Source organism: Neobacillus driksii, from assembly GCF_013409995.1.
In the GTDB taxonomy this organism is placed as follows: domain Bacteria; phylum Bacillota; class Bacilli; order Bacillales; family Cytobacillaceae; genus Neobacillus; species Neobacillus driksii.
In genome coordinates this window covers 205,253-222,452 of the sequence record NZ_JACCBX010000001.1, presented here as the reverse complement: position 1 = coordinate 222,452, position 17,200 = coordinate 205,253, and the positions used below count along the sequence as shown (strand labels likewise).

Below are 17,200 nucleotides of genomic sequence, written 5' to 3'. Positions count from 1 at the left end.
AAGTGGCTGATATCCTTACTCACACTTCTCAATTTGTTCCCTGGTTGCTCTTTCGATCATCGTGGAATGACCCGCACCTTTATTCGCGATATAAACAGTCGGTCCTTCTTCCTCCGTCGCGACCACAAAAGGAAATTCCACATTCGTGGCAACGCCCCACTCGCCATGCTTATTCATGCAGATCAACGACATCGCACCGGCCTTGCCTTTCTTTCGAACCAATTTGTCATGAAAACGATAAACAGCCCTATCAGCTGCCTCCTGCGGCGTCATCCCTTCACCCATTAACCGAACAATTTCATAACAGAGACAGCCTTTCAGCAAATCCTCACCAAGACCAGTGGCTGTCGCTCCGCCAATTTCACTGTCCACATAAAATCCCGAACCTGACAAGGGTGAATCCCCGACCCGGCCCGATTTTTTCATAAACAGCCCTGAACTTGAGGTGCCGGCGGTCATTGATTCCATAAGATCCAAACAAACGACACCAACCGTATCATGGCCGTCGTAAGGGCTTAAATCACTATTTTTCATTTCCTCCAGCCGCTTTTGCCAAATAGTCCTGGCCTCATCGGTCAGCATATTTATGCGTTCTAATCCAGCTTTTTGAGCAAAGGCCGTTGCCCCCTGGCCGACAAGGAAACGATTAAACTGGTTGCTGCTAAGCTTGCGGGCCGCAGAGATGGGATTTTTCACATCCTGAATGGCGGCAACCGCGCCAATATCGAAATGATCCCCATCCATAAAGGCCGCATCCAATTCAACAATCCCGTGCTCATTTGGGAGTCCGCCATAACCAACCGAGCGATATCGGGGGTTATCCTCCACCACTCTGATGGCATGTTCTAACGCATCTCCTGCATTCACACCCTGCTCTAATTCCTTCGCCGCCTGACTTACCCCCTCCAAGGCCATTCTCCAGGTTGCAATGATTCCCCATTTCATTTCATTCCCACCTCATTCGTCCTTCGTGCATTGATCTTTACTTCGTCTCCTCTGTAAATCCCTATGATTTCTCCCGTCTTGTCTGCCGCAAATAAGACACTGCGTTCCGATTCCAGCAAAAATTCATACGTTTGCCCCGGCTTCGGGTCGGTCACTGACACATTCGCATCGGAACTAAATTCGGAAACAAAGATGAAGAGGGAGCCCTGTTCGAATTCTAATTTTCTGCCATAAACTCCTGGAAAGTCCCCTTCATTCCAGATAAGATGCTCGGAAATTCCGGCATTTCTCAGCGCATATTGATATAAGGCAGCAATCGATGCAGATCGTTCATTTAACTCCATCGGCAGCGGTGACCAAATGATGGTTCCTTTGCCAAACGCAAATTCCTTCACTGACAGAATTCCTTTTTCATCAGCACCGATTTCCTTCACCAACTCGGCAATCTTTGTCCCGCCGAAGGAAACGGCAGTGGCTGTTCCGTCAATCTGCAGCATTTCCTCGCGCAATACATTGACACACCTCGTTGCAATGGCAAGCTCCTCGGCAACACGGTTTGTTTCATTCCAATATTCATCAATGCTTACTGGTCCCGTAAACAATAAGGTAACCTTATGAGATTTGACAAACGCCAGGACTTCCTTCAAAGCCGATGTACTAAAGTTATGCGGACTTGGCACGATGATGAGCTTCGGCGGCTCCTCCGCCAAAACGGATAGATCATATTCGCTAACAGCCCGGAATGGCTGATTTAACTCATAGCACAAGACTCTCGTTAATTTTGTAGTCGCCTCAAACGCAAATCTTCTGTTGGAAAAATCATTCGAATACGGGAACACAACCGCAATATCCTCAAGTTCCCTGCCGCGGAACAGATGCCCGGTTTCCTTGATAAACTGACCAAAATCATACGAAACATTGGTCTCCGGCTTCTCCGTTCCGTCTGCCCGCAACGCCCCAATGTTAGATTCATTAATATTATTCATAAAATAATTCGTATTCCACACCCATTGAACCGCACCGGCATTGCCCCCCGCAAATGCATAGGCATACTTGCGTTCAAGGATGTTGCGAAGCTCTTCCTCTGACCGTTTCGCGTGGTTATTCGGTTTTTCCACATACATAGTTCCGGTTTCTTGAATCAAGTTTGGTTTATCAAACGTCTTGGCAAAAATCCCGTCCCAGAGCAGTTGATCCATCATCCACCACGAGTGATTGCTCGTGTAATCAACGGCCTTCCCATAAAATAACGGTGATGGACGCTGTCCTGCTAACGCTTCATCCTGTCCAACCGTTACTAGGTGGTCACCTGCCAATTTTTTAATCGTCGACGAAAGCTGCTGCGCCCACTGATTATGTTTGTCCATTGTGTATAACGTGTAATCCAGCCATTTCAAGCCTTTTTTCCCAGAAGCCATGTCCATGATATGCGAATTGACTTCACTCGCAAGCGGCGGTCTGACACTTGAAAAAGAAGGCAGTTCAGCCGGTGTCATATTCCAGCGTTCCTGGACATGGGCGATATCGCCATGGCGGTTTCGCACCCATTCTTGATAGTCGCGGACATCAAACGCATCATGAAGTGTTCTTGGTCCGGCAAAGGTTTGGTTAGGATTAAACAACGAGGGTTCATTAATCAGATCCCAATGCACATTCTTCGTGGTCCTGTGCCGCGAAACAATGGCCGTAATAAATCTTTTTTGGGCCGCCACACTTCTTGGGTCGAGATATGGATTTTTCCCATCCCATGCTTCGGGCGTGAACGAGAAAAAGTTAAATGTTAACTCGATTTCATGCTGCTTCGCCGTTAGGATAAAGGCATCGATTGCCCGTAAGACACCCTCACTCATATGGCCATCGACAAACATCATCTGCCGCCAAGCTGTCCAAATGCCTGTCCGCACATAATTAATCCCCGCACCCGCCATTGATTGGAAATCCTGATTCCACACACTTGGGTTCGGCAGGAATAGAAAATTCCGGGCAACATCGGACGTCATATACGTCATGCCGACAATCGGAAACGGCTTGTTATTTTTTAAAAAATAATCCCGGCCGCACGTGAGCACTTCACCACTTTCAAGCAATTCGCGATCCATATACCAGAATCCCTGATGAAGAATTCTTTCTTCCCCCGCTTCGCTCGTGAACCGGCAGGTTAGTTCATAAAATCCCGGCTTAAATTCCTTCGTATGTAGGGTGATCGTCCGTAAGTCAAGTTCATCCGTTACAGTCACTTCAAGGCTCCGTGTTTCAAGGATCGTTCCATCCTTTTTTAACTGAAGTTTTACGCTCCATTCCGATTTTTCCTTCAATAAGGATTGGGTCTGCAAGGTAATGGTCGGTACTTCATGGTCGTAATAGGTTGCGTAATTCGTCTTCAGCCAAAATTCCGTTACACCAAGCGTTGTTACGTCCGTCAGTTTTTTTAAAAATTGACAGCCTTTTTCAGACCAAAACGATTCTGTTAAAAGCTGATTGATAAACACCCAACGTCCGCCGGTAAACATGCCGCCATAGTTTTCAATTAAAACAGCAGGGGCGGCCACCTCACGCCCGGAACTGGAAATTCCCTTTAATAGTGGGAAAATCCTTGCATCCATCGGCCCGCACGAACCCATTTCCGCTTCAATAGAGGACGTCTTCGTCGGATGCAGGATAAAATTCGAGGTATCCTGAATCGTGAATAGCTCTTCCATCCCGTGAAAAATTGGGATGTCTTGGTTGGCAGCTAATGTTTCAATCGGTTTCTGATCAACCTTTAGTACCTCGTGAATATTCAGTTCCATATGATAGGCCGTTTGTTCGCGTTCAGGGATCCAGCTTCCGTTTACTAGATTACAAGGCTGGCGCAACGGTGCAGCCCCGATGGAGACGAATCCCTTTCCTTTTTGTAAAAAAGCTTGAATAGCGCCCCATGCGTTTTTTGGAAAAAAAGAACCATGCAAATGAATGAAAGATTCTATTTGATCCGTCAAAGCATGCTCCAATTCCTCTGCCTTTACAATCGTGGCCTGCTTTGAAAGTTTTTGGATAATTTCTAGTGACGGTCTTTGTCCGTCAAACGGAAATGATTCGTCATAAAAGATAACAGCCATGGTTAGTTCCCCCTTCATGAATAAAGACAGGCCCGTATCCATTGTTGTCAACAGTACGAGCCTTATCTTAAAAATCAAACTTCCTTATTTGTTCCAACGATCATATGCTTTTTGATAAATCTTCACTAATTTATCTGAGCCCATGTCATTCATTGTTTTCACATATTTATCCCAGTTAGATAATGGCTCAGTGCCTGTGATAAATTTCGCTTCCATTTGCTGTACATATGTTTCCAAATCAGACTTTATTCGGCTTACTTCATCTTGCTCTTCAGAAGTTAAGTAAACAAGCGGATATGGAATTTTTGCATATGGCTTAATCTTGTTATCGGTTTCTTTATCAAGGAAATTCTGGAATTCAGGAACAGGGAATCCTTCAATCTTCTCACGGTATCCCGGTACGTTGATTCCAAAGTCAGGTGTAGTTGTTCCACGATAATCTTCAATGGTTTTACCAGCAATTGGTGATTCATTCATTTTTCTTGTACCAGCGCTCTTGTCTACCCATGACCAGACATCGCCATCTTTACCGATTTTAATCAGCTCATTCCCTTCTTTTGAATAGAGGTAATCTACCCAGCGAATCGCAGCAGCAGGATTAGCTGCTTTGTTGGTTATGGCAAATTGACCGCGGTAAATACCAGGGCTTAGCGGCATAACTGGTTGGTCAACAATGTCACTCTTAACTGGTTGATACATTGGATCATCCATCGCATCTTCTTCTTTATCCCCGGTAGTAAAGTAGGAGAACCAGTCTTGGAATAACCCTAATTGATTGGCTTGTCCTTTTGCCTTCTTTTGTTCATTGGATTGTGAGAATGTTTCCGGATCCATTAATTTTTCGGAATACAACTTATTCATGAATTTAAGGTATTCTAAATATCCCTTTTCTTGCGGTGTAAAAACAACGTTTCCTTTAATTTCTTCAATACCCCAATTCGTGAAACCGAAGGCACCTAAAAGCCATTGTCTAGAATCATCTAGTTTAATAGAAGTGAATGGGATTTCGTCAGCTTTCCCGTTCCCATTTGGATCTTCTGTTTTAAAGCGTTTTAACAAAGTGTATAATTCATCGGTTGTTTTAGGCAATTCAGTCACATTTAAGGCTTCAAGCCACTTGCCGTTTACCCATAGCGGTCCCATGTACCAAACAGCATTCTTGTCAATCATTGGCAAGGCATAGATATGACCATCAACGGTCGTAATGGACTTCTTCACGTCAGGATATTCCTCAAAAACTTTTTGAATATTTGGAGCATATTTTTCAATTAAATCTTCAAGTGGAATTAATGTTCCTTGTTTCCCGTATTTAACCTCTTGGTCGGCTGTTAAGGAACCACCGAAAAGAACATCCGGAATCTCATCACTTGCAAAAGCTAGATTCAATTTGGTTGGAAAATCACTTAACGGTGGTGTGGTAAATTTATAATGAACATTTGTCATCTTTTCCATTTCTTTAAAGAAAGCCATGTCCTCCCATTTTGCTTGGCCCACATCCGGACCCATCATCGACATGGTTAGTTTCTGATCTACAATTGGATAGCCTTCTTTGTTAATGTTAACTTTTTCCTTAGCACCTTCATTAGAGTTTGACTTTGACGAACAAGCTGCAAGCATAGAAATAATTAATAGAACGGACATGATGACACTAAGAGATTTCCTCATTCTCCTTGACCCCTTTCATTTATAAAAAAATTACCTAATGGCCTCTAACTAACTGTAGCCCTTGCCAAAACCACCTCCCTAAATGAACTGCTGAATCCAGATCATTCTCAAATTCGTGGCAGATCAACCTTTTACAGACCCAATCATGACCCCTTTTACAAAAAAGCGCTGTAGGAACGGGTAGACAATAATGATTGGCAGTGTTGAAACAATCATGACCCCATATTTGATAATGGCCGCAAGTTCCGCCTTGTGGTGTGCGGCTTCGGCAACGGAACTCGACATCCCATTACCCGCCATTTCAGCTGTCATCGACTGAACAACTAAGATTTCACGCAATACTAACTGAAGCGGGTAAAGATCTTTATTAGAGAGATAAATTAATGCATCAAAGTAACTATTCCAATGTCCGACTCCGTAAAACAAAGCCATAACAGCAATAATCGGAGTGGATAATGGCAGAATGATTCTAACAAACAATTTCATATTCGTGCACCCGTCAATTGCAGCTGCTTCTTCCAGCTCCTTTGGAATGGAAACCTGGAAAAAGACGCGGGTGACAATCAGATTCCAAACTGAACAGGCTCCCGGGATAATCATCGCCCAAATCGTATCAATCATGCCAAGATTCTTGATTAACAAGTAGGAAGGAATCAATCCACCGCTGAAAAACATCGTAAAGACGAACAATCCCATGAATAGATTTCTTCCAGCCAAATCTTTGCGTGAAAGAGCGTAGGCTGCCGGGATGGTGAACAATAAGTTTACCATTGTTCCGAGTACGGTATAAAAGATGGTATTTAGATAACCTTTCCAAATAAGATCATTTTGAAGAATTAACTTATATCCTTCCCAGGTAACTCCCTTTGGAAATAACCACATCTTCCCCGAGCTAACCTCGGAGGGATTGCTGACAGAGGCGCTGATAATATAAATCAACGGATATAAGACAATAATGAACGCAAAAAATAAGAATGAATAATTGAGAATCTTGAAGACTTTATCGGCCTTCGTATCTTTAATAACTGTACTCATGGATGCTCCCCCTTACCATAGACTTGTTTCGCTCTTCTTGCGGGCAATTTGATTCACAACGACTAAAAGAATCGCACTAATGACAGAGTTAAATAAACCGACTGCTGCCGCAAAGCTGTATTGGGCATCCAAAAGTCCTGCTTTATAGACAAATGTGGCAATGACATTCGACGAATCCATATTAAGCGAATTCTGTAACAATAGGATTTTTTCAAAACTAACGCCTAAAATACTTCCCATGTTTAAAATGAAGAGAATGACCATCGTTGGAACAAGGGCAGGTATATTAATGTGCCAAATACGCTGCAGGCGGCTCGCACCATCGACAATTGCTGCTTCATGAAGCTGTTGGTCAACTCCTGCTAATGCGGCCAAGTAGATAATCGTTCCCCAGCCTGTCCCTTGCCACACACCTGAAAATACATAAACCGTTTTAAACCATTTCGGATCGCTCAAAAAGGCAATCGGTTCAAGTCCGAAAAAGACCAAAACGTGATTGATCATCCCCGTTGAAGGTGATAAAAAGGCGATAATCATTCCAGCCATTACAACAACGGAAATAAAATGTGGTGCATATGTGACCGTTTGAACCGTCCGTTTAAATAGACCATCTTTCGCTTCATTAATTGAAAGCGCTAATAAAATTGGCAAGGGGAATCCAATAATCATTTCATAGACACTGATTCCAAGTGTGTTTTTGATTAGATCCCAAAAATAATAGGACTCGAAAAAATGTGTAAAATGTTTGAAGCCAACCCATTCACTTCCCCATATTCCATTTGTCGGGATGAAATCTTTAAAGGCAATTTGCACACCGTACATCGGTACATAGGCGAAAATAATGAAGTAGGCGACTGTTGGTAGAAGAAATAAATACAGTTCCCAATTTCGCAGGATTTTCTTCATCCTTTTCTTCCTTATATTAATTTTTTCTTCCAGCTTAGGCTCTTTGGACCGCAGTCCTACATCTAATAGTGCGTCTGTTTGATTCGTTGTTACCTTAGCACCATTCACTTTATCTCCCCCTCCTTTTTCCTTTGAAACCGCTTGCTTATATGCTAACTCTACCTGAGAATGACGAATGAAATAAATATGTGATTTTTGTTTCTTGTTGTAAAAGGCTTGTACTATAGGCAATACAGCATTCTCATCTGCCTTTTAGAAGCAAATATGTCATTTTTAACCTCGTATGTTACTTTATACTTTTCTCTAAATAAAAAGGAATAGCCTAAGAAATGGCTATCCCCTCAATTGTTCATCGGTATTGGATTGTTTTTTTCCCCCGTAGAGCGAACGGTATTGACCTGGTGTAACGCCTTCCGCTTTTTTAAATTTCCTTGTAAAATTGGCTACATCCATATACCCTGCCTCAAGGACAATATCCCTAATGGTTTCGTCCGTATTAGCCAATTTTCGCTTAACCTGCTCAAACCGTAAAATCCACACATACTGTGTAAATGTGACACCTGTCTGTTCTTTGAAGAATCTACTTAAATAGGAGGTGGACAATTTAAACAGCTGCGCTGTACTTTCAAGGCTTAAATCATAATTAGAGAAATTCTTCTGTATATAATCGATAATTTCATTGCCGAGCCTGCTTCTTGAGCACTCATTTTTCCTCTCGATATCCTTGCAAATGGCCATGACAACCGGTTCAAGTCTTTTTTCTAGCTCTTCAATTGAATTAAAGTCGACAATCGGACCGATAGGATGGTTGCCATTCCCAAGACCTGCTTCGATTGCTGCTTTTAACACTGTATTAATGATGTCAAAGCTGATGCACTTGACCATTTGCACTGAAATATCTTTTTCAATCATACTTGCAAACATATGATTCATTGCTTCAAGGGCAACAATCCCATCCCCTTGCTTTAAGCTTTGAACTAATTTTATTTGCTCTTCCTTTGGATAGCCGATGGTCTTTTCAGTTGAATTTGTAATTTCCTCAAAGTGCGTAATCCTTTTATGACCATGCATAAAGCGGTACTCAAGCGCCGCTAATGCCTCAATAAAGGAGTGGTTAATTCTGCTCTTGTCCGTATAGACATTCCCGACGGAAAAAACCGGCTCAGGTCCCAAATGTTCCTTTATATATGCATGAAGATCTTCAACCACTTTCGAAGGTTCACAGGGCTTGTCCATGCTGACAATGACAGCAATCGCCTCTTTATAACCGACTTCTACTCCGTAACAGATTGCATTTAAAAACGATTTCTTTGATAATAGGTGAATCATTTCTTCCTGTTCTTGCATATTTAGATTCCTTAATGAGACAGCCGTAACAAAATAACCATCCTTGTACATAGGAATACTATTAGACTCTAGCAGCCTATTAATCTCGGTTTCGTCTGTTAATTTCCCGTTCAAAATCTGCATCAAAAACTGATGCCTTACATATGGAGCCTGGCTGTCGATCTTCTCACTTAGGCTGGCATGATCCTTAAAGACCCTGTCTATGGTAAACTTGATGGTATCCAGTTCATTCATATCATCAATATGTGAAATTTGATTCGATTTAATAAAGTCCAATAGATTATGAATGGGACGATACTGTTTTCTTGCTAGCAAGATGGAAAAGCCAATCCCGGAAATAATCACCGAAGCTAGAATCATCCATAACAACCGTTGTAAACTAATGACTTTCTTAAAAAACTGATGGGTCGGCATGACGGTTACAAATGTCCAGCCGCTGATGCTTGATTTAACCGAGACGACCGAGAACTCTTCCCCGTTAATCTTAAGATTAGATACGCCGTCCTTAATGTTGTTAAGCTTTTGCATGTCCGCTTTGCTAAGTGCTGCAGAATTGATGGTTGAGGTTAAAACATTTTTTTGATGGTCAAAGATATAGGCATTCCCTTGAAAATCACTTAAAGTATCCTTAATTAAATCAGTCATGGCTGATTCTTCAATAAAATAAGTGACCGAACCATATGGAGTTGCAGGACTCCTTTTCAACGGGTACAGATAGACTAGCAGCTTGTCCATTTCATTTTCGTTCACTTTTACAAGTTCCGCAGGAGAAATGACAGGTACATCACTATCTAATAGTGTACGGATTTTCCCACTATTCCCTTTCGCAAAATCATACTTCTTTTCGAAGGTCTCAAGTGAATAGGAGCCTTGTGAGGAGTACAAATTACGGTCGCCATGATAATAAAGAAACAATTCCTTGATGATGGAACTGTTCGCCTTGTACTTATTTAACTCTTCAACGGCCTCTTTACTGTAAAAGCCATCGTTCACCATAAAGGGGGTTAACCTTGGATCATAGGAAATTCTTAATGCGAGCTTTTCTAATTCTTCCATACGCTCATCTGTTATGGCTTTTACCTGATTTAACTTGTCAATATTGGACTGTTCAATCCCGGCCTGCAGGCTGCTGGCTGAATTTTCATAAATGATCATACTGGTCGTGATTAATGGGATGAAAAACATTAGAACATAGGACAGGACGTATTTGGTTAATAGTTTTGATTGAACTTTTGGTAAACTGCGCATAGGAGTGACCACCTTTTTCAAACCGAAAGCAAACGCTTCCAAAGTAAAAAATATTCCGACATATTAAACTAGAAAAATAGTTCTTTCGATATCTTTCTACCTTTTATGATACGGAATTAGTAGAATGATGTCAATAAAATGGAAGCCACAGGTATGGAGATATCGCCTGAAAAAAGGTCGACAGGCAAATAAAAAGACGGATTGTACCAGAATGAAATCCAATACCATCAGCCTTTTTATAGTCTTACCTGTTTAGAATGCTTACTACTTATTCGAAACTAATTTCTCTTCCTGTTTCGCTTGATTCATAGACACCGCAAAGGATTTTCATTAGTTCGACCCCATCTTCAACCGGGGAAATGGTTTGGGATTCCCCTTTGCAGCAGGAAACGAAATGATTGATTTCATTTTGGAATGCCTGGACAAAGTCAAAGGATGTTGCATCAATTTGCGGCTTGACATTTAAAATCGTATCATTTTTCTCCGTTACAATGACAAGGTCCGGCTCAATCTCAGCACCGCCTTTATCCCCAAATAGTTTCACCTCGATTTCCTCCTGCTTGAGATGAAGGGTGAAACTGACATCTACAAATAAGGAAGCACCATTTTCAAATCGAATCAGCACATTGGCCAAATCCTCGACCCCGTTAATACTTGGATCATAATCAGCTGCTTGATAAAAAGAGAGATTTTTGATATTCGAACGGTTTCCTAATCGTGAATAGGTATTCCCGCTAATCGATTTCACCTTTGGCTTGCCCATTAGATACCAGCATAAATCAATCACATGAACCCCGATATCAATTAACGGCCCACCGCCGGAACGCTCTTTATCAGCAAACCAGCCGCCCGGATTGCCAAGTCTTCTTAGAATAGAGGCCTTGGCGTAGTAGATTTCCCCAAGATCACCCGTATCAATAAATGACTTTAATACCTTTGTATTCGTTCCAAATCGGCGGACGAAACCCACTTGGAGCACCTTGCCGCTTTTCTTCACGGCATCCTCCACCTTAAGCGCTTCCTCAACCGTCTTACATAACGGTTTTTCTACTAAAACATGCTTACCCGCTTCAAGTGCCGCAATAGCAATCTCTGCATGAGTGTTGTTCCAGGTGCAAATGCTGACGGCATCCACATCCGGATTTGCCAGTAAGTCATGATAGTTTGTATAGACAAGCTCTGCCTGATATTTTTGTCTTTTCTCGTTTGCTCTTTGTTCGTTCAGATCACAAATAGCATAAATATCAACATTTTCATGCTTGGTATAGGACTGAAAATGAAAATCTGAAATCGATCCTGCCCCAATGACACCAATTTTAAGTTTTCCCATTTTTCGATTCCTCTCTATTTTAAATGGCTTCCCAAATGGCTTGGACGTTTTTAAAACTCATTTTTGCCGCTTTCTCGCAATCTTCCAATCCCTCAAACTCGATGGAAATATAGCCATTATAGCCTGATTGTTTAATAACCTTTAAGACCTCCGGCAAATTGATATCGCCATGACCGGTAATGGCCCCTCTTAAATAATTTCCGGAGCTTGACGGGAACCAACCTTCTCCTAAACCGATTGGTGATGTCCTGCGGTAAAAATCCTTCACATGGACCATTGAGGCAAACGGAATATTATTCTTCACCGCTGCAACGGGGTCCTCATCCACACAAAGGAAATTACCAGTGTCAAGTGTCGTCTTAAAGTTTGCTCTGTTGACTTCGCTAAGCAGTCTTTGTACGCGGTCACTTGCTTGCACATAGTAGCCGTGGTTCTCAACACTTGTGACAATATCAAATTCTGCTGCATAATCCGCAATTCGCTGGCTGGCCTCAACCATTTGCGGTAAATCGCTTTCAAAATTGGTGATCGAAATTTCATTTGCCGATTTCCAGGCCACGTCATGACGCATCAGCTTTACCCCAAGGCGGTTGGCGATTTCAACTTCTCGTTTAACACGGTCGATTTCTTTTTCAAATTCTTCTTTGGTCGCTGTTAAGAAGTTAGCGCCAATTGCATAATTGGAAATTTCTATTCCCGTTTCCTCGGCCTTGTGACGGACTGAATCTGCAAGATTTGGATTTTCTAGTAAATTAAAACCAATCGGAACAATTTCAATATGCTCTGCACCAAGGTCTGCAACATACTGAATCACATCGAGAATCGTCATTTTTTTTGAAGATATGGCGCCTTGCAGACTGTATGAACTAATCCCAAGTTTCATTTTGTTTTCCCCCCTAAAGGTATGTTTACGGGCACTCCAGCCTCGTTAGATTGGTTGGCTGCCAAAGTAACGGATAGTGTTTTCAGACCGTCTTCATAGGTTGATAGTATTAGATCCGGATTCCCTGTTAGGATGGCTTCAATAAACACGTCATCCTGGACTTTATATACATCAACTCTAGATTTATAGTCGATGGTGTGGTCTTTTTCAATGATGGATACATTCACCCCGTCAAGGACGACGCGAAAGTCCTCACCCATGATTTCAAGCCCCATTCGATGATCAAACTGGGCGAAACTACTGACAATATTCCCTACTGCTCCGGTATCGAATACGATGTTGACCGACGTTACATCTGGGATTGTAATATTCTCGATATCCTTGTGAACCTGAAGGCTCATATTCGCATGTACCTGTGCAATCTCACCGCTTAAATACCTTGCCAAATCAACAATATGTGTGGATTGTTCCACAAGTTGGCCACCGGACTTTTCCATTTCACGATACCATGGTGTCGGAACGAACATCGTTAAATAGTGACCACGAATCATCGCAATTTTTTTACCTTGTAAATAGTCCTTTGCTTTTTGAACGGTATCCAAATAGCGCAGGCAATACCCGGAAGCACAGATGATTCCGGATTGCTTAATGATTTCTGCTTTTTTGAGGGTGGTTTCAAGATTAAGACCTAATGGTTTTTCAACCATTAAATGAATCCCTTTTCCGGCTGCCTTCTCTTCCATTTCTCCATGAGCAAACGGTGGAACAGAGATGAATAAGGCATCCAATTGTTCTTTTTTAATCATTTCGTCAAAACTAGTATAGACGCTGCCACCGTATACTCCCGCTTTTTCGCTAGCCACTTCCTCATTAATATCACAAATGGCCACAATCTCAGCCTGGTCATTCTTTTGGATATTTTTTAAGTGATTGGCTGCAATTCCACCGGCGCCAACAAAACCGACTCTTACTTTTTCCAACATAGTCCCTCCTTCAATTAACTTCTATGTATATGTTAATTTTTTCGGACCTTACTATGAATATGTCATTTTTTTAGGAGTATGTTGTTTATGATTTTCCAAGGCTCCAAACACCTTGTTCCCAATCCACATCATGGGGTAGGCCATCATTGGCCCAGCAAAAAAGACAGTTAGTACCGGAAATATATATAAAGCCGTCACAATAACACAGAAAATCCCAATTAATGCCAAACTATATAATGGCCTAATAAAAATCATAAAGAATGTCTGTCTTATATAAGAGAATGTGTTCAGCTCATAATGGACAAATGTCGGAAAAAAGAACAGGACACTTAAACTAAATAGCAAAATGATAAATAGTAACAATAGGTGGATAATAAGGTTGCCAATCATTTTCTGCGAAACATATAAATCCACCGCTAAAAATACCCCAGTTGCCAGAATGATCAGCCCTAAAATATTTGACTGTATAAAGCTATTTTTATAAGTTGTAATAAAATGTTGGGCGGTGTTAACATCCTGCTCACCTTTTATCCATTTTCGAATAACACTAAAAAGCGAAACTGTTGCCGGAAAAAATCCAAAGATCACCCCGCCTAACAAGGTAAATACAATCCACATCAGATTTAGCAGAATGAATTTAAATAACCATTCTCCTTTTGTTTGAAACTGTTCCCACACCCAGTTCATCATAGTCCTCCTTTACCCTTCATTTTCTTAAGCTTACTTCAAATGAAAAAGGAAGGTAAATATGTTTTTCTTGTTTGATTCTTGGTTTTTAGTTGATCAATAAGGTAATTTGACTGGGTGGAAATTTGCAATTATGTGATTTTTGACATGTATGTTATTTTTCTTTTTACCTTATCCAATTCTAAGGAAACAACTTTTTTAACGTTTTTAATGCGTTTGGGATCTTTACTTCTGTATTTACCATGTTTACGCTTGTGATACAATCAATTCACAATTTCCGTTAATTTCAAACTCACCAAATCCAACAGGGACGATAAGATGTGTACCTTTCTTTAAGCCATATTGCTCCCCATTATGTACAAGAGAACCTTCACCTTTTACCACAGACAATAGCAAATATTGTTGATTAAAGGAGAATATAGATCTTCCATGAATCTCCCATTTATATACGGAGAAAAACTCAGAATCTACAAAAGTAGTTATTGTGACATTCTCCTGTTCCTGAAAACTTGGAGCAACCCCTGTATCCTGGTGAGGAATAGTCGTGACATCAATGGCCTTCTCTAAATGAAGCTCACGTAGATTCCCAGCAGAATCCTTACGGTCGTAATCATACACCCGATAGGTTGTATCTGAGCTTTGCTGAGTTTCTAATACAAGCGTTCCTTCACATAAGGCATGAATGGTTCCACTCGGTACATAAAAAAAGTCACCTGGTTTAATTTTCACTCTGCGAAGTAGTTCACTCCATTTTCCTTCCTTTATTTGCTGGACCAGCTCTTCTTTGGAAAGGGCATAATGGCCAAAGATCATGTCAGCGTCCTGCTTACAATCAAGGATATACCAGCATTCTGTCTTTCCTAATTCGCCATTTTCATTTACCTTGGCATATTCATCATTTGGATGTACCTGTACAGATAAATCCATATTGGCATCCAAAATCTTTGTTAAAAGGGGAAAGACCTCTCCTTCGGGATTTCCAAATAATTCAGGGTGTTCCTTCCATAATCTATCCAAGGTCATTCCCTTGTAAGGTCCATTTACAATCATAGAAGGTCCATTAGGATGTGCCGAAATAGCCCAGCATTCTCCAGTATGTGGTGTAGGAATGTCATACCCAAATACCTCTTGTAAGGCCGTACCTCCCCAAATTCTATCCTTAAAGACTGGTTGTAAAAATAATGGTTCCAAATTTCCTACCTCCAAATAATATTATTTTCGATTTAAATAGTGAAACAGCGCACCTATTAAGTTGGCATCGTTGTCAAATTGGCAGGCTTCGACAGAAATAGCTAGTGTTGAGATGTCATCCTTCAATCGTTTTAATTCCTGATTGATGCCCTCAATAACTTCCGGCCGTTTGCTAATTCCCCCGCCAATCAGAATTTTCTCCGGGTCAAGAGCGTATTTTATATTATAGATTCCAGCTGCCAGCTTTTTGTAGAATATCGTTATGCATTCATTGGCAATAGTGTCACCTTCTGCAGCCATCCGGAATACCTTCTCCCCATCCAAACTTCCTTTATCAAGGGACTTCCTCCGTTCAACTTCTTGAACGAGAGCATTGGTTGAAGCCACTTGGCTCCAAATTGACCGCATTGGATTGTTCAGCGGGTCCCCCATAATCATATAGCCAAATTCTCCCCCGTGAAGGGAAGCACCGCGTAGTATGGTTTGATTCATCACAATACTGCCGCCAATTCCCGTGCCAATAACGATGCAAATATAGTAATCTCTTTCTTTGGCGGCTCCAAGCCAGCCTTCTGCCAATGCGGCACAGTTCGCATCATTTTCTATCGAAACGTCAAGACCTGTCCGTTCTTTTATTAAGTCTGTCATCGGTATACCGTGGATATAAGGAATAGCACTTGCTCCCCCAATATATCCGCTTTTCACATCCACTGCACCCGGAGAACTAAGTGCAATCCCTTGAAAAGTATAAGACTGTTGATACTGTGTTACTATGTCAGAGACCTTCTGCAGAAATATTTCTAATCCTTCCTGAGGAGTGGGAACCTTACCGCCTTCTAACTTCATTCCCTGCTCATTCATCACCGCATATTTTATATACGTTCCTCCAATATCAAACACCATATAAGCTTTCATGGTCAGCCTCCTCTTACTAAAATGCTGCTTGTTGAGCCAATAAAGCCGCCCCAATCACACCTGCTTTTGTACCTAAGGAAGCACTCACCATTTCCACCTTATTCCGCAGCTGTGGATATAGGAAGTCATTCACTCTTTCAACAAGCAACGGCATAATGTAGTCCTTTGACTGCATCACTCCGCCTCCAAGTACAATAATATGTGGGTCAACCGTGTGAACAATATTCGCAATCCCTTTTGCCAAGGAGGTAATCATTTGATCGACAATCTGTTGCGCTTCTATGTCTCCGTTCATGGCCAGTGCGAATACTTCCCCCGCATGCCCTGTAATTCCAAGCTTCTCTATTCCACGCTTTTTCACTGCTGTCCCGCTAGCCAATGTTTCTAAGGAGCCAACATTCAAGGCGTGGTGCGGCGGCCCGTCTGAATCTACAATGAGATTGCCTATTTCACCGGCACAAAAATTCGCACCTTGGAGCAATTGCTTCCGGAAGACAAAGCCGCCGCCAACTCCTGTACTAACAGTTATATAAAAAACAGATTCTCTTCCTCTGCCAGCGCCTATAATGGCCTCGGCAAGTGCAGCTGAATTTGCATCATTATCAAGATAAACCTTTTTCTCTAAAGCCTTCTCTAACATGTTTACTAATGGGATATTGTCCCATCCAGGCAAATTGTTTGGACTTAGGATTATGCCATGTTTTACATCTAAAGGACCAGGGGATCCAATTCCAATGGCCTCAATGTTTCGTTCCCGCATAATTTTCTCACAAAGCTTAATCATTTGGTTGATGACATAATAAGGGCCTTTTTCACTTTCTGTTTTTACATTCATTTCTTCTACCAGTTGACCGTCAGATGTTACGACCGCGACCCTTAAATTTGTTCCTCCTAAATCAATCCCTAAAAGATACTTCTCCATTTCCTGCCACTTCCTTTTTACTGAATGAATAGATTTACTGGGATT

13 protein-coding genes are annotated in these 17,200 nt (G+C 41.7%); all 13 read right to left on the bottom strand.

Annotation, left to right across the window (positions count from 1 at the left end; translation table 11 throughout):
• Positions 1–15 precede the first annotated feature (15 nt).
• A complete protein-coding gene (locus F4694_RS00990) occupies positions 16–945 on the bottom strand; it encodes a N(4)-(beta-N-acetylglucosaminyl)-L-asparaginase (RefSeq protein ID WP_179595036.1) in 930 nt (309 codons plus the stop codon).
• Entirely contained in the window at positions 942–4,043 is a 3,102-nt protein-coding gene (locus tag F4694_RS00985) for a glycoside hydrolase 5 family protein (protein WP_257029070.1), read from the bottom strand. The genes F4694_RS00990 and F4694_RS00985 overlap by 4 nt, the downstream gene beginning before the upstream one ends.
• Positions 4,044–4,127: 84 nt before the next feature.
• Entirely contained in the window at positions 4,128–5,708 is a 1,581-nt protein-coding gene (locus F4694_RS00980; RefSeq protein ID WP_179595035.1) for an extracellular solute-binding protein, read from the bottom strand.
• A 123-nt stretch (positions 5,709–5,831) separates the two neighbouring features.
• Entirely contained in the window at positions 5,832–6,743 is a 912-nt protein-coding gene (locus tag F4694_RS00975) for a carbohydrate ABC transporter permease (protein WP_179595034.1), read from the bottom strand.
• A gap of 12 nt (positions 6,744–6,755) precedes the next feature.
• Positions 6,756–7,649, bottom strand: a complete 894-nt coding sequence (locus F4694_RS00970; protein ID WP_179595450.1) for an ABC transporter permease — start codon at positions 7,647–7,649, stop codon at positions 6,756–6,758.
• Positions 7,650–7,982: 333 nt separating this feature from the next.
• Positions 7,983–10,244, bottom strand: coding sequence for an AraC family transcriptional regulator (locus tag F4694_RS00965; protein ID WP_179595033.1), 2,262 nt, complete (start codon positions 10,242–10,244; stop codon positions 7,983–7,985).
• A gap of 268 nt (positions 10,245–10,512) precedes the next feature.
• Positions 10,513–11,574, bottom strand: a complete 1,062-nt coding sequence (locus F4694_RS00960; protein WP_179595032.1) for a Gfo/Idh/MocA family protein — start codon at positions 11,572–11,574, stop codon at positions 10,513–10,515.
• A 19-nt stretch (positions 11,575–11,593) separates the two neighbouring features.
• Entirely contained in the window at positions 11,594–12,457 is an 864-nt protein-coding gene (locus tag F4694_RS00955) for a sugar phosphate isomerase/epimerase family protein (protein ID WP_179595031.1), read from the bottom strand.
• Positions 12,454–13,437 (bottom strand): Gfo/Idh/MocA family protein, encoded by a 984-nt coding sequence (locus tag F4694_RS00950; protein WP_257029069.1) that lies wholly within the window; start codon positions 13,435–13,437, stop codon positions 12,454–12,456. The genes F4694_RS00955 and F4694_RS00950 overlap by 4 nt, the downstream gene beginning before the upstream one ends.
• A 54-nt stretch (positions 13,438–13,491) precedes the next feature.
• Complete coding sequence (locus tag F4694_RS00945) at positions 13,492–14,127, bottom strand: YesL family protein (protein ID WP_179595029.1); 636 nt, start codon at positions 14,125–14,127, stop codon at positions 13,492–13,494.
• A gap of 246 nt (positions 14,128–14,373) precedes the next feature.
• On the bottom strand, positions 14,374–15,318 hold the full coding sequence (gene manA, locus F4694_RS00940) for a mannose-6-phosphate isomerase, class I (RefSeq protein ID WP_179595028.1): 945 nt from the start codon (positions 15,316–15,318) through the stop codon (positions 14,374–14,376).
• A gap of 21 nt (positions 15,319–15,339) precedes the next feature.
• Positions 15,340–16,233, bottom strand: a complete 894-nt coding sequence (locus F4694_RS00935; protein ID WP_179595027.1) for an ROK family protein — start codon at positions 16,231–16,233, stop codon at positions 15,340–15,342.
• 16 nt (positions 16,234–16,249) lie between these two features.
• Entirely contained in the window at positions 16,250–17,155 is a 906-nt protein-coding gene (locus tag F4694_RS00930) for an ROK family protein (protein WP_179595026.1), read from the bottom strand.
• Between the last annotated feature and the right edge of the window lie 45 nt (positions 17,156–17,200).